Origin of the sequence: Aminobacter sp. P9b, from assembly GCF_045345995.1 — a bacterium.
GTDB lineage: Bacteria > Pseudomonadota > Alphaproteobacteria > Rhizobiales > Rhizobiaceae > Aminobacter > Aminobacter niigataensis.
This window is the reverse complement of record NZ_CP150082.1, coordinates 3,695,336-3,711,754: the sequence shown is the minus strand read 5'-3', so window position 1 is coordinate 3,711,754 and position 16,419 is coordinate 3,695,336. Positions and strand designations below refer to the sequence as shown.

Below are 16,419 nucleotides of genomic sequence, written 5' to 3'. Positions count from 1 at the left end.
GTCACCTCACGTGCCGAGGTGGCCAGGGATGCGCAGATGTCTGCGCACAACGTCGGCGAACATCGGATCGCGCCTGGCGGCCCAGACGGCGGCGAGGTGCCCGATCAGCCCCAGCCCGATCCCGACGATCCAGAGCCGCAGACCGAGCCCGAGCGCCGCAGCCAGTGTGCCGTTCAAGATGGCGATCGAGCGTGGGGCGCCGCCGAGCAGGATGTGCTCTGTAAGCGCCCGATGAACAGGTGCGCTGAACCCTGGGACTGGTTCCTCCATCAGACGAGCGCTCCGCCGCCGAAGCTAAAGAAGCTGAGGAAGAAGCTTGATGCGGCGAAGGCGATAGAGAGGCCGAAGACGATCTGGATCAGTCGCCGGAACCCCCCGAGGTGTCGCCGAAAGCGAGCGTCAGACCGGTCACGATGATGATGATCACGGCGATGATCTTGGCGACCGGTCCTTCGATCGACTGCAGGATCTGCTGCAGTGGCTGTTCCCAGGGCATGGACGAGCCTGCGGCGTGTGCGACAGGGGCAGTCGCAAGTGCAAGGAAGGTGGCCGAGCAGAATGCCGCGATGCGGCGTCCGGCTTGGGAAAAGGGCGGGTTCATCAGGAGGTTCCTTCGTTGTTGGAGGTGATGGGGGCGATGCGGTAGTCGCCGCCGGGACCGAGCCCTTCGACGCGAGCGAGTTCGGCCAGTCGTCGGGCGGAGCCGCGTCCGGACAGCACAGCGACGAGATCGATGGTTTCCGCGATCAGTGCGCGCGGGACGGTGACGACGGCTTCTTGAATGAGTTGTTCGAGGCGCCGCAGGGCGCCGATGCCAGTACCGGCGTGGATGGTGCCGATGCCGCCGGGATGGCCGGTGCCCCAAGCCTTGAGGAGATCGAGCGCTTCGGAGCCGCGCACCTCGCCTACGGGAATGCGGTCGGGGCGGAGCCGAAGCGATGATCGAACGAGATCGGAAAGGGAGATGACGCCTTCCTTGGTGCGAAGGGCCACGAAATTGGGCGCGGCACATTGCAGTTCGCGCGTGTCCTCGATCAGGACGACGCGATCGGAGGTCTTGGCGACTTCTGCAAGAAGCGCATTAGTGAGCGTGGTCTTGCCGGTCGACGTGCCACCAGCGACGAGAATGTTGGCGCGCGCCGCAACAGCCTGACGCAGCGCAGTTGCCTGCTGAGCAGTCATGACGCCGGCTGCGACGTAGTCGTCGAGGGTGAAGACGGCGACCGCCGGCTTTCGGATCGCAAAGGCTGGTGCTGCGACGACGGGTGGCAGCAACCCCTCGAACCTCTCTCCCGTTTCGGGAAGCTCGGCCGAAACACGTGGATTGCCAGGATGTACTTCGGCGCCGACATGGTGGGCGACGAGGCGAATGATGCGGTCGCCGTCCGCGGCCAGGAGCGTGCAACCTGTATCTTCAAGCCCGCCGGAGAGGCGGTCGATCCAGAGCCGCCCGTCGGGATTGAGCATCACCTCGACGATCAACGGATCCTCCAGGAATCCAGCGATCGCTGGGCCGAGCGCGGTGCGCAGCATGCGCGCACCGCGCATGGATGCTTCGGAATGTCGTTGAGAAGTCGCCACATCATCCCCGTTCTGGTGCGGGTGGCGCGCCGCGCGACCCTGATCGGGGATGATTAAGAGAGCCAGAAATCAGGCAGGTTCAACAGGTTTCCGCAGGCGTAGTAGCCTAGCGTGCAATTGCAGGAGTAGGGCGGGCAAGGGGTTGACCTCGTTGCAGCATCCGTGTGCGCACGCTCCACGCAAGCGGCGCTTCGCACTTCAGATCTTGTCGGTCGATATGTTCGCCGAGAAAGCCGCCGCTGGTGGCTCGCGAGTCACTGGCGGTTCACCAGTTGGACGTGAAGGCCCGTACTCGCCGATAGGAAAGTGCGGTGGGCTATCTGCTCGACCGGTGCAAGGCACAGGCTAGACCTGGGCCATAAGAGCGCAAGTCGTGTGCGAGCGCAGCGCAGGTACCGCCAGCGAAATCGTAAACCAGTATACAAGGAAACTCTAATGTCACTCTTGAAGAGAGCGGGTGTCTATGGTTGTGTTCGATGGTTGTCACATAGTGGCTAAGGGGGGCTCTAATGAAGTACGTACTACTTGCTTTTTACCTAATCTCTTCGGCAGCTGGAATCACCGCCGCCGTCGCTCATGGCGGAGGCACTGACGCAAACGGTTGCCATAACGACCGCAAGAACGGTGGCTATCACTGCCATTGAGGGCCGAACATCTGGTCTTGTGAACGCTCAGGACGTCTAGGCGTCCTGAGCCCACCACAACGTGGAGGGACACCGTGAAAGTAGCGCTGCTGGCGGCCTCCATGGCACTTGCCGCAACCGCCCCGACATTCGCCCAGACCTTTATGGGCTACCCCTGCACCGTGGACTGTTCAGGACACGAAGCCGGTTACGAATGGGCTGAGCGCAAGGGTATCGACGACGAGTCCGGCTGCGGCGGAAACAGCAACTCGTTCATCGAGGGATGCAGGGCATATGTCGAGGAGAATACTGATCCCTATGTCGTAGATGACTACGGCACTGATGATGACGCCGACGCTCAGGACAGTGATAGCCTCTATGATCAAGAAGATGGTGAGTACGAGGAGTAGCGGCCCTTCGATTCTCGCGTTCTTTCTTAAGGACTCACTCGGTAGTCGTCTTGAGGCCGCTGAGTGGCAGCTGCGGTCCCACGGTCGCCCTTCGTGCCGTGGCAAACCCAGGGGATGAAGATCACCACCGAGTCGGGGTTGTCCTCCGCTCAGACAAACCTCAGGCCAAAAGCACACTTCAACAACAGTACGCGATGCCCGTTCGCCCTAAGAGCCGCCCATTGTCACATCCACGGGTTCATCGCTCTCAACATCTTCGGGAATCTCCCGCAAAAAGCTCTGGCCCTTCTGAAGCCGCTTGCCGAGCGTTTCGACAAAGCCATCGAAACGTTCGCGCCCCTTGGCCTGCGCTGAAGCTTGCGCCTCCGGCGGCAGCGGCGGGGTGACCGAAAGCCAGAAGCGCACGAAAAGGGCGAGGGTTTCCGCGGTGACGCCAAGATCGCGCTCCATCCGCTGGATTTGCCTGGACAGTCGGTCGAGCCGGCGTGCGAAGGCTGCTTCGCGCGCATCGGCGTGATCGGGCGACAGGAACGAACTGACAGCCGCCTCAACGATGGCCGACCTGGGCAATTTCTTGCGGTCAGCAAGCTCGTTGATGCGACCGATAAGCTCCACTGGCAGGGTAAGATTCAGACGGTCGCGCATGGCCTTAGAGCTCCATCCCATCGGCCGGGTCGAGTGCGACCTGACGCGCAAGACCAGTCATCTGGCGCCGCAATGCCTGACGCTGGCGAGCGGTGTCCTCCGGCTCGTCGTCGAGGATATGCGCGAACTCCTCGGCCGGCTTTTGGTCCGCGGTTTCCTTTGCGATAGCAACATGTTCGGGACGCTCCGGTTCGCGGCGCAGGCCGGCATTGGCGCTGTCAGGTACTTCAGCGGCTGAAGGTACGGGATCGGCCTTCTGCGGCAGGACTGTCGACCAACTGTCGCTGCGAGGGGTCCTGCCCAATCTGGCCGGATCCGGCGGCTGCATGACACGCTCGCGGAAGCGCGCATCCTCGTAGTAGCGTGCCTTCTTTGCCCGGATCGGCGGAGTGCCTGCGATCATCACAATCTCGTCGGTCGGTGGAAGTTGCATAACCTCGCCGGGTGTGAGGAGGGGACGCGCCGTTTCTGAACGCGAGACCATCAGGTGCCCAAGCCATGGCGAGAGCCTGTGGCCGGCATAGTTCTTCATCGCCTTCATTTCGGTGGCTGTTCCGAGAGCATCTGATACGCGTTTGGCTGTCCGCTCGTCATTGGTCGCGAAGCTCACACGCACGTGGCAATTGTCGAGGATAGAGTTGTTGGCCCCGTATGCCTTTTCGATCTGGTTGAGCGACTGGGCGATGAGAAAGCTCTTGATGCCGTAGCCGGCCATGAAGGCAAGCGCGGACTCGAAGAAATCGAGACGGCCGAGAGCCGGGAACTCGTCGAGCATCATGAGGACGCGGTGCTTGCGTTCCATTGCGTGCAGGTCCTCGGTCAGCCGTCGGCCTATCTGGTTGAGGACGAGACGGATCAGCGGCTTTGTTCGGGAAATGTCCGAGGGTGGTACGACCAGATAGAGCGTCGTTGGCTTTGCGTCCGAGGTGAGATCGGCGATGCGCCAGTCGCATCGCCCAGTCACTTCCGCGATGACCGGATCGCGATAGAGGCCGAGGAAGGACATGGCAGTAGAGAGCACGCCGGATCGTTCGTTGTCGGATTTGTTGAGGAGCTCGCGCGCCGTCGATGCGACAACCGGATGCGGGCCGGCCTCGCCGAGATGCTTCGTTGTCATCATTGCTGCGAGCGTCGCTTCGATCGGGCGGCGTGGATCGGAGAGAAAGGCTGCGACGCCGGCGAGCGTTTTTTCCTCCTCGGCATAGAGGACATGCAAGATCGCGCCAACGAGAAGGGAGTGGCTGGTCTTTTCCCAGTGGTTGCGCTTGTCGAGCGAACCCTCCGGGTCGACCAGAATATCGGCAACGTTCTGTACGTCGCGCACCTCCCAATCACCGCGACGAACTTCAAGCAGGGGATTGTAGGCGGCTGATTTCGGATTGGTCGGATCGAAGAGCAGCACGTGACCGTGCCTGCCACGGAAGCCAGCTGTGAGTTGCCAGTTTTCGCCCTTGATGTCGTGAACGATTGCAGAGCCCGGCCAGGTCAGGAGCGTAGGCACCACAAGGCCGACGCCCTTGCCGGAACGTGTCGGCGCAAAGCACAGCACATGCTCGGGCCCGTCATGCCGCAGATAGTCGTGATCGAACCGGCCAAGCACGACTCCGTCTGAGCCGAGAAGCCCCGCTGCCTCCACCTCCTTCTTTTGGGCCCATCGGGCGGAGCCGTAGGTCTGGACGTTTTTGGCCTCGCGAGCTCGCCAGACCGACATGCCGATGGCGACGGCGATTGCGATCAAGCCGCCCGAAGCGGCAATGAAAGCAGCCTTGTTGAAGATCTCGGGCGCGTAGGCGTCGAAGAAATACCACCACCAGAAGAAGGCCGGCGGATAGTAGATCGGCACATCGCCAACACTGAACCAGGGCGTGCCGAGTTGTGCCTGGTACCCAAGCTGCCAGGCAACATATTGGGTTGCGGCCCAGGTGGTGGCGATCACGATCAGGAAGACCACCGTGATCTGGCCCCAGAGGATTTTGGTCGCTAACATGCGTGATCCTTTTCCGTCGTTGTCAGAGGCCGAGGTCGCGCTTGCGTCCGACCGACAGTTCGATGCCGCCGCTGACTTTGGTTATGCCTGCGACATGCTGGCCGAGTTTGCGATCGAGGTCGCGCGACCAGGGCACGAGTTGGAAGCCGAGACCGTCTTCAATCATTGCGAAGCGGCCGGAGGAGAGGGCGAGGCGCTGGCGCACAACGCCCGCGACGCGCTGCCCGGCTTGCGTCTTCACATGCGGCAGGCCGGTCTCGGCCGAAAGCTTCTCGCCGACGGCCTCGAGTTCGCGGCAGCGAAGCGTGGCGAGGAGATCGCGTTGTATGATGATGCGCTGGCCGTCGCGCCGGGCGAGGCTCTGATCGGCGAGATGTTCGGCACGCGCCTGCATGGCCTCGCGTACCTCGCGGCCAAAACCGGCCTGCGACAGCGGCATGGCATCTCGCTCGACAAGGCGATGATCGATCCAGGTAGCACCCGGCGCTGTGACCTGCGCTTGAAGATCGTGATCAGATCGCATCGCAAGCACCAATGTCGGGCGTTGGTCGTCCGTACCTCCAAAGCGACGGACTTCGACGATGCCACCATTTGCGGGCGCCTGTTCGAATGCCTCGACCCCGCGGAAGCGGACATGGTGGGCGCGCCCGTCGACCCCGTCGATGACGGCGTAGGCTTCGCCGGTCAGTTCGTTGTAGAGGCCGCGATCAACGAGGCGCCCAACGATCGGTGAGCCAGAGGTTCCGCCGTCGACCACACAATCGCCAACGCCGCGATCCTGGCCGCGCACCGTGAAGGCGCGGTGCATCGTCTTGATGATATCGCCACGCATGCCGAGATCGCGCAGCGTGAGTTCGGCTTCGAGACCAACCACCCAATTTCCTGGATCGCCCTGGATGGCGAGCCCCAACTTCTCGATATGCTGGAGCCGGCCGATCATGAGGCGACGTAGTTCCGGATCAGCTGGGGCGGATCGGTCTGGCCTGAGATCGACATAGCCGGTCTCATCGGCTGCGCGCTGGATCTCCCGGTCGATCCGCGTCCAACGCTCGGCAGTAATTTCCTTTTCAAGTGCGCTGCGGATTTCGTGCTCCGGCTTCGGGCCGAGCTCGATGTCGACGAGATCGTCGGCGCGGGAGCGCAGACCGCGGCTGATATAGTCGCGAGAGACGACGAGGTCGGCGCCGACGTCGTCGACGCCGCGTATGAGCAGATGCACATGCGGGTTGTCGGTGTTCCAGTGGTCGACGGCGATCCAGTCGAGGCGCGTACCAAGATCGGCTTCCATCTGGCGCGCTAGATCTCGGGTGAAGGCCTTGAGGTCGGTCATCTCGGCTGCGTCCTCCGGCGAGACGATGAAGCGGAAATGATGCCGGTCGTCCTTGCAGCGATCAGCGAAGGCGAGATCGTCGGCTCGGTCGGTGTTGGCGTCAAACATCACGCCTTTCTCGCCATCTCGGCTGACGCCCTCGCGCTTGAGATAGGAGACATGCGCAGTGAGCGGTGCTGAACGGAATGCCCGCCCCTGATGGCGGGCGACGCGCGCCTTGATGACGACGCGGCGATGCGAGGAGAAGATTCGGGAGCGTCCGAAGACGTTGCGCCCGCGTCCGAAGGTGGAGTGGCCGAGCCGGGGGGCCGGCTTGCCCGATGGAACGCCGCCAGAGGTGTGACCGGCGCGCTTGGCCGCGGCGAGGACCTGATTGACGAAGCTCTTGGCCTTCGGCGTCTTCGTCGAACGGATGCGGCCTGGCTTGATGAGGAAGTCGCGGTCAATCTCGCTCATGACTGTGCCCGAGGTTGTGTCCGGAGGCTGGTCGTGCATGTCCAAACATTGAAAGCATTGGAAAAATTCGGGCTGTATGCCCTCGACCGACCGGCATGCACCGGAAAACGCAAGCCATACCAATGGCTTAACGCGTTTCGGGCAGGCGCTTTTATCTCGCCGTCCTCTGTCGTTTCGTAAGCGTCCGGTCCTGACACCTCGTTGGCGTAGTGCAAAATCGCAGCATGTGGAGTTCCTTCGTAGCGTGGAGGGTCTCCGGTGAATTTGAGACATTTCGAGAACACGGCGCGTAAGTCCTTCTGGGTGATTCATGTCGAAGCGTGGCGTCAGAGCGGGCTGGCGCGCACAACCTATTGCCGCCATCACCATCTCAACCGGCGTACGTTCGAGCGCTGGCTTGACCACCTGATGGGCAAGGAAGCAGCGCGCAAACATGCGGAATCGCAGGCACAATTGCGCCAGGAAGCGTGTCCGAAACAATGCCAGAAAGGACCGCGCCGGCGTCAACGCCAACGTTTTGGCGTGAGCACGGATGTGCGCAATCGTGCGCTCCGGGCGTTCTGGGCAATGCATGTCGAGGCGATGAACTGGAGCGGCATGGGCGTTCGCGAATACGCCGCGGCACTGCAGCTTTCGCCCTACGCGCTGCGCCGTTGGCGTGACCGCTTGGAGGATGGCGAGGTTGAGATCGACTGGCGCGCGCATCTTCATCCCGCCGCCCGCCCGGCCGTTAGTGATATCACTAACGGCGCGACGTCCGAAAACGGCTTGACAGCGCGTCCAGATGACACTCCCGCCACGCGCTTCCGCCGGTTCTTCACGGACGCGCAGAAGCTCGCCATCGTCCAGGAGAGTGAAGCTGCAGGTGCAACGGTCTCGGCTGTCGCGCGCCGGCACGGGATCGCGACCGGCATCCTGTTTCGTTGGCGCGCGGAATTCGGCGTGACGCAGAAGAAGCAAGCGAAACTGGCATCTGTGACGCTGGCTACGGACGCGGCAGCGGCACTCGCGCTGCAGAATCTTGTGCGGCCCCCTGACGGGATGATGGCAATCGAACTGCCGGATGGGCGGCGTGTCTTTGCACCTGCGGGCAGTGATCCTGTTGCCGTACGAGCGTTCGTCGACAGCGGAGGGACTGCATCATGATGATCGTTCCGGCGGGCGTGAAGGTGCATCTGGCGCTGGGGCACACCGACATGCGGAAGGGGCTGGACGGGCTCGCCATGCTGGTCCAGGCAACGCTGAAGCAGGACCCGTTCTCGGGTCATCTGTTTGCCTTCCGGGGAAAGAAGGCGTCGCTGCTCAAGATCCTGTTCTGGGATGGCAACGGGCTGTGTCTGTTCACCAAGCGGCTCGACCAGGGCAGCTTCGTGTGGCCACGTATGGCAGGTTATGACGGCTCGATCACATTGACGCCGGCACAGCTTGCCATGCTGATCGAGGGCATCGACTGGCGCGCACCCGAGCGTATCTGGAGACCGGCGCTGGCCGGCTGAAAACGGTCCTCCGATCGACGCAGAAACTACCGGAATCCTTGGGTTTTTGAGCGGTTCATGGTAGATTCGATCATGTTGATCGACCTCGACAATCTGCCGTCCGATCCAGCACTTTTGCAGCGTCTGCTGCGCGATATGGCAGCTGCCGTCGAGAGCCGCGATGGCGAGATCGAACGCCTCCAATCGATCATCAGGAAGCTTCAGCGGGCGCAGTTCGGCCGGCGTTCCGAGCGCCTCGATCCCGACCAACTGGCGCTCGCGCTGGAAGACCTCGATGCCGACATCGCCCGCATCCGGGAGAGCACACCGAGCGTCCATCCACCGTTGGAGCGGCCATCCCACCGCAAGCCGCTGCCCGATCATCTGCCGCGCGAGGACATGCGGCTCGACATCGAAGAAGCGTATTGTGTGTGCTGTGGCGGCGCACTTCATGCGATCGGCGAGAGCGTCAGCGAGATGCTCGACTGGGTTCCGGCACAGCTTCGCGTTGTCCGCATCACGCGCCCGAAATACGCCTGCCGGACTTGCGAGACGGTAGCGCAAGCGCCTGCGCCGGAGCGGTTGATCGCCGGCGGATTGGCAACGCCGGCGCTTCTGGCGCAGGTGCTGGTCTCCAAATATTGCGATCACACGCCGCTCTACCGGCAGTCGCAGATATTCGCCCGGCATGGTGTCGATCTGGCACGCTCGACGCTGGCTGGATGGGTCGGCGGCGCCTGCTGGTGGCTGGAAGCCCTGCACGAGCGGCTGGTGAAGAACATATTCGCCTCCAACCATCTGTTCGCCGACGACACACCGGTGCCGGTGCTCGATCCGGGCCGCGGGCGGACCAAGACGGGGCGGTTGTGGGTCTATGCCCGTGAGCAACGCACTTGGGCCGGACCCGAGCCGCCGGCGGCAGTCTACCTGTTTGCGCCGGACCGAAAGGCCGAGCGCCCGATATCGCATCTTCAGCACTTCAAAGGTGTGCTGCATGTCGATGGTTATGCCGGCTTCGAACAGCTCGCTGCCCGTGGCGATATCGCTCTCGCCGCCTGCTGGGCGCATACGAGGCGCAAGTTCTATGACGTGGTCGAAGCGACCGGATCGCCCGTGGCGGCGGAAGCCCTGCGCCGGATCGGTGAAATCTATGCCGTCGAGGCGGATGTGCGCGGACAGTCGCCGGCCCTTAGGCTTGCGGCGCGGCTGCAGCGATCGAAACCCGTTGTTGCCGCCTTCCACACCTGGCTGGAAGTGCAGCTCCAGCACATCTCCGGACGCAGCACGCTTGCAGAAGCGATCCGCTATGCGCTGTCGCGTTGGACCGGACTGACCCGCTTCCTCACCGATGGTCGTGTCGAGCTCGATACCAACCCGGTCGAGCGGGCCATCCGTCCCGTTGCGCTCGGCCGCAAGAACCACCTGTTCGCCGGCAGCGATGGCGGCGGCGGCCGCTGGGCGATCGTTTGCTCTCTCACCGAAACTGCCAAGCTCAACGATGTCGAGCCCTACTCCTATCTCGCCGACGTACTGCAGCGCATGCTCGATGGGCATCCCGTCAGCAGCCTCGATGAACTCCTGCCATGGGCGTGGAAAGCGCAAAATCCCGTCAAGAGCTGACATCACGTGCAGCCCCCGGACGCATACGTCGTTTCGTAAGCGTCCGGTCCTGACACCTCGTTGGCGTAGTGCAAAATCGCAGCATGTGGAGTTCCTTCGTAGCATGGAGGATCTCCGGTGGATTTGAGACATTTCGAGAACACGGCGCGCAAGTCCTTCTGGGTGGTTCACGTCGAAGCGTGGCGTCAGAGCGGGTTGGCGCGCACAACCTATTGCCGCCATCACCGTCTCAACCGGCGTACGTTCGAGCGCTGGCTTGACCACCTGATGGGCAAGGAAGCAGCGCGCAAACATGCGGAATCGCAAGCACAATTGCTCCGAGAAGCGTGTCCGCAACAACGCCAGAAAGGGCCGCGCCGCCGTCAACGCCAACGTTTTGGCGTGAGCACGGATGTGCGCAATCGTGCGCTCCGGGCGTTCTGGGCAATGCATGTCGAGGCGATGAACTGGAGCGGCATGGGCGTTCGCGAATACGCCGCGGCACTGCATCTTTCGCCCTACGCGCTGCGCCGTTGGCGTGACCGCTTGGAGGATGGCGAGGTTGAGATCGACTGGCGCGCGCATCTTCATCCCTCCGCCCGCCCGGCCGTTAGCACTAGTGCTAACGGAACGGCGCCCGAAAGCGAGTTGACAGGTGCCGCCAAGGATGGGCCGACGCCGCCCCGGCAAGTTGCCCGGCGCTTCTTCAGCGACGAGGAAAAGCGTGCCATCGCGCTGGAGAGCAACCAGCCAGGCGTGAGCGTCTCGGCCGTCGCGCGCAAGCACGGGATCGTCACGGGGATGCTGTTCCGCTGGCGCGTGCAGTTCGACGTGGCGCAGAGGAAGCGCGCAAAACTCGCATCCGTGACGCTACCTGACGACATGCCGGCGACGCTGGCCCTGCAGAGGTTCGTGCAACCGCCTGACGGAATGATGGCCGTCGATCTGCCTGACGGGCGGCGCATGTTCGCGCCGGAAGGGTGTGATCCCGATGTGGTGCGCGCACGGATCGACAGCGGAGGGGTGAGCCCATGATGATCGTTCCGGCGGGGGTGAAGGTGCATCTGGCGCTGGGTCACACCGACATGCGGAAGGGCCTCGACGGGCTCGCCATGCTGGTCCAGGCAACGCTGAAGCAGGACCCGTTCTCGGGTCATCTGTTTGCCTTCCGGGGAAAGAAGGCGTCGCTGCTCAAGATCCTGTTCTGGGACGGCAACGGGCTGTGTCTGTTCACCAAGCGGCTCGACCAGGGCAGCTTCGTGTGGCCACGTATGGCAGGTTATGACGGCTCGATCACATTGACGCCGGCACAGCTTGCCATGCTGATCGAGGGCATCGACTGGCGCGCGCCGGAGCGTGTCTGGAGACCGGCGCTGGCCGGCTGAAAACGGTCCTCCGATCGACACGGAAACCGCTGGAATCCTTGGGTTTTTGAGCGGTTCATGGTAGATTCGATCATGTTGATTGACCTCGACAATCTGCCGTCCGATCCAGCACTTTTGCAGCGTCTGCTGCGCGATATGGCGGCGGCCGTCGAGAGCCGCGATGGCGAGATCGAACGCCTCCAATCGATTATCAAGAAGCTCCAGCGGGCGCAGTTCGGCCGGCGTTCCGAGCGCCTCGATCCCGACCAGCTGGCGCTCGCACTGGAAGACCTCGATGCCGACATCGCCCGCATCCGGGAGAGCACACCGAGCATCCATCCACCGTTGGAGCGGCCATCCCATCGCAAGCCACTGCCCGATCATCTGCGACGCGAGGACGTGCGGCTCGACATCGAAGAAGCGTATTGTGTGTGCTGTGGCGGCGCACTTCATGCGATCGGCGAGAGCGTGAGCGAGATGCTCGACTGGATCCCGGCCCAGCTGCGCGTCATACGCACCGTGCGCCCGAAATACGCCTGCCGTGCCTGCGAGACGGTAGTGCAAGTGGCTGCGCCGGAGCGGTTGATCGCCGGCGGATTGGCAACGCCGGCACTTCTGGCGCAGGTGCTGGTCTCCAAATACTGCGATCACACGCCGCTCTACCGGCAGTCGCAGATCTTCGCCCGACACGGTGTCGATCTGGCGCGCTCGACGCTGGCTGGATGGGTCGGCGGCGCATGCTGGTGGTTGGAAGCTCTGCACGAGCGGCTGGTGAAGAACGTGTTCGCCTCCAACCATCTGTTCGCCGACGACACACCGGTGCCGGTACTCGATCCGGGCCGTGGGCGGACCAAGACGGGACGGTTGTGGGTCTATGCCCGCGAACAACGCCCCTGGGCCGGACCCGAGCCGCCGGCAGCAGTCTACCTGTTTGCGCCGGACCGAAAGGCCGAGCGCCCGGTATCGCATCTTCAGCACTTCAAGGGTGTGCTGCATGTCGATGGTTATGCCGGCTTCGAACAACTCGCTGCCAATGGCGACATCGCTCTCGCCGCCTGCTGGGCGCATACGAGGCGCAAGTTCTATGACGTGATCGCAGCGACCGGATCGCCCGTGGCAACTGAGGCGCTGCGCCGGATCGGTGAAATCTATGCGATCGAGGCGGATGTGCGCGGACAGTCGCCGGCCCTTAGGCTTGCGGCGCGGCTGCAGCGATCGACACCCGTTGTCGCCGCCTTCCACGCCTGGCTGGAAGCGCAGCTCCAGCACATCTCCGGACGCAGCACGCTTGCAGAAGCGATCCGCTATGCGCTGTCGCGTTGGCCCGGACTGACCCGATTCCTCACCGATGGCCGCGTCGAGCTCGACACCAACCCGGTCGAGCGGGCCATCCGTCCCGTTGCGCTCGGCCGCAAGAACCACCTGTTCGCCGGCAGCGATGGTGGCGGCGGCCGCTGGGCGATCATTTGCTCTCTCACCGAAACTGCCAAGCTCAACGATGTCGAGCCCTACGCCTATCTCGCCGACGTACTGCAGCGCATGCTCGATGGGCATCCCGTCAGCGGCCTCGACGAACTCCTGCCATGGGCGTGGAAAGCGCAAAATCCCGTCAAGAGCTGACATCACGTGCAGCCCCCGGACGCATACGTCGTTTCTCCAGTACTAACGCCGTACCTTGCCCAGCGCTGCCGGATGCCCGCCACACACCGCCATTCTGCGACGACAGTCAAAACGGGTCTTCCATGCCGGTGCGCGCGGCGAAGAGGCCGTCCGAGCGCGGCGCAATGGCAACGGCATCGGGCATAACGGAGCGCTCCGCGGCTGCACTATTGGCGCGCTCGGACGACGTCGGCTCAGTGCCGGCGGGGGCTCGAACGAAGAGCGGCGAGCGGCGCCACGGCAGCGTTTCCGCGCCACCAGGTGCCACCGGCGTCGACGCCCGCTCCGTGAGTGAACCGCCGTTGATCAGAGGGGAAAGTGTAGCGACATAGGCAAGGGTTTCGGCCGGTAAAGGGTGGCCGGCGAGATAGCCTTCGTAGCGTGCCGGGCCCGCATTATACGCCGCGAGGAAACCCGGCGATCCGAAGCGATCGTGCATCTCACGCAGATACGCGGTCCCCGCCAGGATGTTGTCGCGCGGATCGAACGGGTCCTGTCCGAGCGGCCATCGACCGCGTAGCTCCTCCCAGGTACCAGGCATGATCTGCATCAGACCAAGCGCGCCGGCGCTGGACACGGCGCGCGCATCGCCTGCACTTTCCTTGCCTATGACGGCGCGTATCCAGGCAGCCGGAATTGCGAAGCGTCGTGAGGCTTCGGCGATGTGGGCCGCATAAGGATCAGCGCGCGCCGATTGCTGTACCGCGTTGGCTTGCGCGATGGACGGGCCGACCGGGCAGGCAGTCAAAAGGAGGCCGGAAAGAAGATGGAGCGCGAACCGGCGAACCGGGCGTCTCCGTCCGGAGACCGATCGGCTGAGCGTTGGGCGCAGCCGAGAAGCGATGGGAACGTTGACACAGGGCATGGCTCAAGCCGTCTCGCCGCGGTCGCGTGGACGGCTCCAATGCAATGACCATGAGGTCGCGTCGTCACTATCCCGGAACAGGCGTGCGCGGATCGGTTCGTGGAAGGTCGGGTCGTCGAGCTGCAACGAAACATACTCCCCGGCCTTCTCGCTGGTGCGTGTCCAGCCCGCGCCGACCTCCGGCCCGTCATCGGTACCGCGCAGCACGCGGTAGTCGGGTGTGTTGTCGCTATCGCCTGGTTCGGCGGGTACGATGGTGAGTTCGAGGTCGAGCGTGAGTGTGTGGACACGTCCTGAGAAGCTGTCTCCGTCGCGCGTGAACAGTCCTATCCGTGGCATGGCTAACTCCCTTGCTGGTTCGGCGGTGATGGGATGGCGGCGAGAGGTACGCCGCCGCTGGCGCGCTCACCGCGTTGACGCGCGCCATTCGAAGCGGCCGTCACCTTCCTCGTCGGTCCAAAGAGGAATGGCGCGGCCGATGATGCGGTCGATGGACATGGGGCCGAAGTAGCGGCCGTCGAGGCTGTCGCGGACCTCCCAGTTCATGAGGAAGATTTCGCCGGTAGCGATGCGCAGGCATCCCCGCCAGGCCGGCAGTGGACGGCCCGCGCGATCGTGCTCGAGTGCTGTGCCAGCCTCGATGCCGTCGACTGTGATGAGGACGTTCGAACGGCAGACGGTTTGCCCGGAGACCGCGCGAACACGCTTGAGCAGCGGCACGCCTTTCGGCAGATAGCGACGCGCGGCGAGGAAAATCGCGAGCGGCTCCGGCGCATCGACGGCGACAAGATCCGTGACTTCGAGGGGGCTGTTGAAATCGACCGAGTAGAGGCCGATCGGTGCGCTGGCTGAAACGTTCCAGATCAGCCTGATCGGCATCGGCGCGAGCGCCGGATGGCCGAGGCTTATCGTAGCGAGTGCAGTCGTGAGGACAATGCCGAGCCGGCTCATGGCTTCACCCTCAAGCGTTGAAGGAAGCCACGATGCTGGTCGAGCGTGTATGCCCGTGGCTCTTGGCCGGCTGTCATTCGGTTATGGATGTGTCGCCAGTGATCGGGCGATACGGCTTCGGGATCGATGCCGAGACGTTCAATTGCATCTATGGCCTGAAGCACGCGCTCGACCTTAGGCCAGCTGTCGATCTTGAGCAGGATATCGCCGCCTGGACGGACGAAAGGCAGCGTCTGATAGGCTTTGCCGCGTGCTACCGCCTGAACAATATCGATCCTTGAGATCACTGTGCCGAAGTCATTGGAAGCCCAACGGACAAAGGCGAAGATCGTGCCGGGCTGGAAGAAGAGGAGGCGACGGCGGCGATCGATACGTTGTTCGTGCGCTGCCTGACCGAAGCGGATCCAGTACTCGATCTTCTTCTCGACAAAGGTCAGCTCGACATGAGTGAGGAGCGCGACGTTCATGACGCGCCCTCCACCAGCGTGGAGTGGTCGTCCTCATCCTTGCGACAGCAGGGGTGCGTTAGAAAGATTCTGAAAGAATCTGGGTTAGTGACGTTACGCCGACCACAAGGCACTGAAAGACGGCGATGAATCGTCAGCTCCGGTCCCTGATAGCACGAGGATCGGGTCCCCGATGGCACGATAGGGGCAGTCCCCAATAGCACGAGCGTATTCACAGCTTATCCCCGAAGCGCGTTGGTCGTTTCCGGGCCGGGCGCGGTGAGGCCGCAGGATTAGTGGCGACGAAGGTGAGGACATCGGGTCCGTCAACCTGGAGTTCGATGCCGAGGCGGTAGCCAGGCAGCGGTTGTCGTCGGGCAATGTCGCGCAGGTCGTATGCGAAGTGCTTGAGCGGCGAGAGGCTGCCGGACTTGTGGTGCAGATGGGCGAAGTCGAACCTCCAGCCGAATTGCTGGTGTCCGCCATGCTTGCGGACAATGCGGTATAGCCAACGCTCGAGGCCCCCGGTCAGATCGAAATAGGCCCGATCGATGGTGAGCACGAGCGCGTCGTCGAGGACGGCGCGATAGAACCAATCCGGCAAGATCAGTTCGACGCCGACCGGCCGTCCATCCCGGTCGGTCCGCTCTTGCCATTCATTCAGCCAGGAGAAGCGATGGCGCCGGCCCTCGGCCGGCTGACGGATGGAGGTCGCGATCGTGGTGGACTGGAGACGATCGAGGGCAGCTTTCAGGCGCCGATAGTCACGTGAGCTGACGCCGCGTCCGGTAAAGGTCAGGATCTCGTAGGGCGTCGTAGCCATCAGTCGTGATGTTCGGAGTCCGGCATCGCGGGCGTTGACGATCTGGCTGGCCGCCCAGATCAGGATGTCTGCGTCCCAGATCGTTGCCATGCCGTGATCCGGCACGGCTTCGACCCGGATGGTTACGCCGCCGGCCTTGAAATCGATGGGTGCTGTCCGTTTGGACTTTGCGAGGGAAAAGAATGGATAGGCCATGAGATCCTGT

18 protein-coding genes and 1 pseudogene are annotated in these 16,419 nt (G+C 63.2%); 8 read left to right on the top strand and 11 right to left on the bottom strand.

From position 1 onward, the window contains the following. Positions 1 to 6 precede the first annotated feature (6 nt). From WHT83_RS18280 to trbB, 3 genes and pseudogenes are all read right to left on the bottom strand, one after another. Entirely contained in the window at positions 7 to 270 is a 264-nt protein-coding gene (locus WHT83_RS18280; RefSeq protein WP_406871973.1) for a VirB3 family type IV secretion system protein, read from the bottom strand. Next, positions 270 to 601: pseudogene (locus WHT83_RS18275) on the bottom strand (TrbC/VirB2 family protein). Before WHT83_RS18275 ends, WHT83_RS18280 begins: the two are co-directional and overlap by 1 nt. Beyond that, complete coding sequence (trbB, locus tag WHT83_RS18270; RefSeq protein WP_406871972.1) at positions 601 to 1,548, bottom strand: P-type conjugative transfer ATPase TrbB; 948 nt, start codon at positions 1,546 to 1,548, stop codon at positions 601 to 603. Before trbB ends, WHT83_RS18275 begins: the two are co-directional and overlap by 1 nt. Positions 1,549 to 2,090: 542 nt before the next feature. Here trbB and WHT83_RS18265 point away from each other — a divergent pair. Together WHT83_RS18265 and WHT83_RS18260 are read left to right on the top strand one after the other, a co-directional pair. After that, positions 2,091 to 2,225 carry a YHYH domain-containing protein gene (locus WHT83_RS18265; protein ID WP_406871971.1) on the top strand — a complete coding sequence of 45 codons (135 nt, stop codon included), beginning with the start codon at positions 2,091 to 2,093 and terminating at the stop codon, positions 2,223 to 2,225. A gap of 74 nt (positions 2,226 to 2,299) precedes the next feature. Further along, positions 2,300 to 2,614 (top strand): hypothetical protein, encoded by a 315-nt coding sequence (locus tag WHT83_RS18260; RefSeq protein ID WP_406871970.1) that lies wholly within the window; start codon positions 2,300 to 2,302, stop codon positions 2,612 to 2,614. 207 nt (positions 2,615 to 2,821) lie between these two features. On the opposite strand, the gene WHT83_RS18255 is transcribed toward WHT83_RS18260, so the two are convergent. The 3 genes from WHT83_RS18255 to WHT83_RS18245 are packed head-to-tail and all read right to left on the bottom strand — an operon-like array spanning position 2,822 to position 7,032. After that, positions 2,822 to 3,259: a ribbon-helix-helix protein, CopG family gene (locus WHT83_RS18255; RefSeq protein WP_406871969.1), complete on the bottom strand. Its 438-nt coding sequence runs from the start codon at positions 3,257 to 3,259 to the stop codon at positions 2,822 to 2,824. Between the two features lie 4 nt (positions 3,260 to 3,263). Further along, entirely contained in the window at positions 3,264 to 5,246 is a 1,983-nt protein-coding gene (locus tag WHT83_RS18250; RefSeq protein ID WP_406871968.1) for a conjugal transfer protein TraG, read from the bottom strand. A gap of 22 nt (positions 5,247 to 5,268) precedes the next feature. After that, complete coding sequence (locus tag WHT83_RS18245) at positions 5,269 to 7,032, bottom strand: relaxase/mobilization nuclease domain-containing protein (RefSeq protein ID WP_406871967.1); 1,764 nt, start codon at positions 7,030 to 7,032, stop codon at positions 5,269 to 5,271. Between the two features lie 258 nt (positions 7,033 to 7,290). Between WHT83_RS18245 and tnpA (WHT83_RS18240) the strand changes: the two genes are divergently transcribed. The 6 genes from tnpA (WHT83_RS18240) to tnpC (WHT83_RS18215) all read left to right on the top strand — a co-directional run bounded on the left by tnpA (WHT83_RS18240) (position 7,291) and on the right by tnpC (WHT83_RS18215) (position 13,090). Further along, on the top strand, positions 7,291 to 8,178 hold the full coding sequence (tnpA, locus tag WHT83_RS18240; RefSeq protein ID WP_067965083.1) for an IS66-like element accessory protein TnpA: 888 nt from the start codon (positions 7,291 to 7,293) through the stop codon (positions 8,176 to 8,178). Beyond that, a complete protein-coding gene (gene tnpB, locus WHT83_RS18235; RefSeq protein ID WP_067965081.1) occupies positions 8,175 to 8,528 on the top strand; it encodes an IS66 family insertion sequence element accessory protein TnpB in 354 nt (117 codons plus the stop codon). The genes tnpA (WHT83_RS18240) and tnpB (WHT83_RS18235) overlap by 4 nt, the downstream gene beginning before the upstream one ends. A gap of 72 nt (positions 8,529 to 8,600) precedes the next feature. Continuing rightward, positions 8,601 to 10,127 carry an IS66 family transposase gene (gene tnpC / locus WHT83_RS18230; RefSeq protein ID WP_067967026.1) on the top strand — a complete coding sequence of 509 codons (1,527 nt, stop codon included), beginning with the start codon at positions 8,601 to 8,603 and terminating at the stop codon, positions 10,125 to 10,127. Between the two features lie 117 nt (positions 10,128 to 10,244). Beyond that, complete coding sequence (gene tnpA, locus WHT83_RS18225) at positions 10,245 to 11,141, top strand: IS66-like element accessory protein TnpA (protein ID WP_406871966.1); 897 nt, start codon at positions 10,245 to 10,247, stop codon at positions 11,139 to 11,141. Continuing rightward, positions 11,138 to 11,491, top strand: a complete 354-nt coding sequence (tnpB, locus tag WHT83_RS18220) for an IS66 family insertion sequence element accessory protein TnpB (protein WP_214393463.1) — start codon at positions 11,138 to 11,140, stop codon at positions 11,489 to 11,491. Before tnpA (WHT83_RS18225) ends, tnpB (WHT83_RS18220) begins: the two co-directional genes overlap by 4 nt. A gap of 72 nt (positions 11,492 to 11,563) precedes the next feature. Beyond that, positions 11,564 to 13,090: an IS66 family transposase gene (gene tnpC, locus WHT83_RS18215; protein ID WP_406874010.1), complete on the top strand. Its 1,527-nt coding sequence runs from the start codon at positions 11,564 to 11,566 to the stop codon at positions 13,088 to 13,090. A gap of 106 nt (positions 13,091 to 13,196) precedes the next feature. On the opposite strand, the gene WHT83_RS18210 is transcribed toward tnpC (WHT83_RS18215), so the two are convergent. The 5 genes from WHT83_RS18210 to WHT83_RS18190 form a co-directional block, all read right to left on the bottom strand. Beyond that, entirely contained in the window at positions 13,197 to 13,994 is a 798-nt protein-coding gene (locus WHT83_RS18210; RefSeq protein ID WP_406871965.1) for a lytic transglycosylase domain-containing protein, read from the bottom strand. Between the two features lie 3 nt (positions 13,995 to 13,997). Then, entirely contained in the window at positions 13,998 to 14,333 is a 336-nt protein-coding gene (locus WHT83_RS18205) for a DUF736 domain-containing protein (RefSeq protein WP_406871964.1), read from the bottom strand. 66 nt (positions 14,334 to 14,399) lie between these two features. Then, positions 14,400 to 14,945 (bottom strand): S26 family signal peptidase, encoded by a 546-nt coding sequence (locus tag WHT83_RS18200; protein ID WP_406871963.1) that lies wholly within the window; start codon positions 14,943 to 14,945, stop codon positions 14,400 to 14,402. Beyond that, positions 14,942 to 15,412, bottom strand: a complete 471-nt coding sequence (locus WHT83_RS18195) for a DUF2840 domain-containing protein (RefSeq protein ID WP_406871962.1) — start codon at positions 15,410 to 15,412, stop codon at positions 14,942 to 14,944. The genes WHT83_RS18200 and WHT83_RS18195 overlap by 4 nt, the downstream gene beginning before the upstream one ends. Before the next feature lie 211 nt (positions 15,413 to 15,623). Beyond that, on the bottom strand, positions 15,624 to 16,409 hold the full coding sequence (locus WHT83_RS18190) for a replication initiator protein A (RefSeq protein ID WP_406871961.1): 786 nt from the start codon (positions 16,407 to 16,409) through the stop codon (positions 15,624 to 15,626). Between the last annotated feature and the right edge of the window lie 10 nt (positions 16,410 to 16,419).

Bases quoted from the DNA above. Each gene is read 5' to 3' on its own strand.
- WHT83_RS18280 (WP_406871973.1), bottom strand. From the start codon at position 270: ATGGAGGAACCAGTCCCAGGGTTCAGCGCACCTGTTCATCGGGCGCTT.
- trbB (WP_406871972.1), bottom strand. From the start codon at position 1,548: ATGCGCGGTGCGCGCATGCTGCGCACCGCGCTCGGCCCAGCGATCGCT.
- WHT83_RS18265 (WP_406871971.1), top strand. From the start codon at position 2,091: ATGAAGTACGTACTACTTGCTTTTTACCTAATCTCTTCGGCAGCTGGA.
- WHT83_RS18255 (WP_406871969.1), bottom strand. From the start codon at position 3,259: ATGCGCGACCGTCTGAATCTTACCCTGCCAGTGGAGCTTATCGGTCGC.
- WHT83_RS18250 (WP_406871968.1), bottom strand. From the start codon at position 5,246: ATGTTAGCGACCAAAATCCTCTGGGGCCAGATCACGGTGGTCTTCCTG.
- WHT83_RS18245 (WP_406871967.1), bottom strand. From the start codon at position 7,032: ATGAGCGAGATTGACCGCGACTTCCTCATCAAGCCAGGCCGCATCCGT.
- tnpB (WP_067965081.1), top strand. From the start codon at position 8,175: ATGATGATCGTTCCGGCGGGCGTGAAGGTGCATCTGGCGCTGGGGCAC.
- tnpC (WP_067967026.1), top strand. From the start codon at position 8,601: ATGTTGATCGACCTCGACAATCTGCCGTCCGATCCAGCACTTTTGCAG.
- tnpB (WP_214393463.1), top strand. From the start codon at position 11,138: ATGATGATCGTTCCGGCGGGGGTGAAGGTGCATCTGGCGCTGGGTCAC.
- tnpC (WP_406874010.1), top strand. From the start codon at position 11,564: ATGTTGATTGACCTCGACAATCTGCCGTCCGATCCAGCACTTTTGCAG.
- WHT83_RS18210 (WP_406871965.1), bottom strand. From the start codon at position 13,994: ATGCCCTGTGTCAACGTTCCCATCGCTTCTCGGCTGCGCCCAACGCTC.
- WHT83_RS18205 (WP_406871964.1), bottom strand. From the start codon at position 14,333: ATGCCACGGATAGGACTGTTCACGCGCGACGGAGACAGCTTCTCAGGA.
- WHT83_RS18200 (WP_406871963.1), bottom strand. From the start codon at position 14,945: ATGAGCCGGCTCGGCATTGTCCTCACGACTGCACTCGCTACGATAAGC.
- WHT83_RS18195 (WP_406871962.1), bottom strand. From the start codon at position 15,412: ATGAACGTCGCGCTCCTCACTCATGTCGAGCTGACCTTTGTCGAGAAG.
- WHT83_RS18190 (WP_406871961.1), bottom strand. From the start codon at position 16,409: ATGGCCTATCCATTCTTTTCCCTCGCAAAGTCCAAACGGACAGCACCC.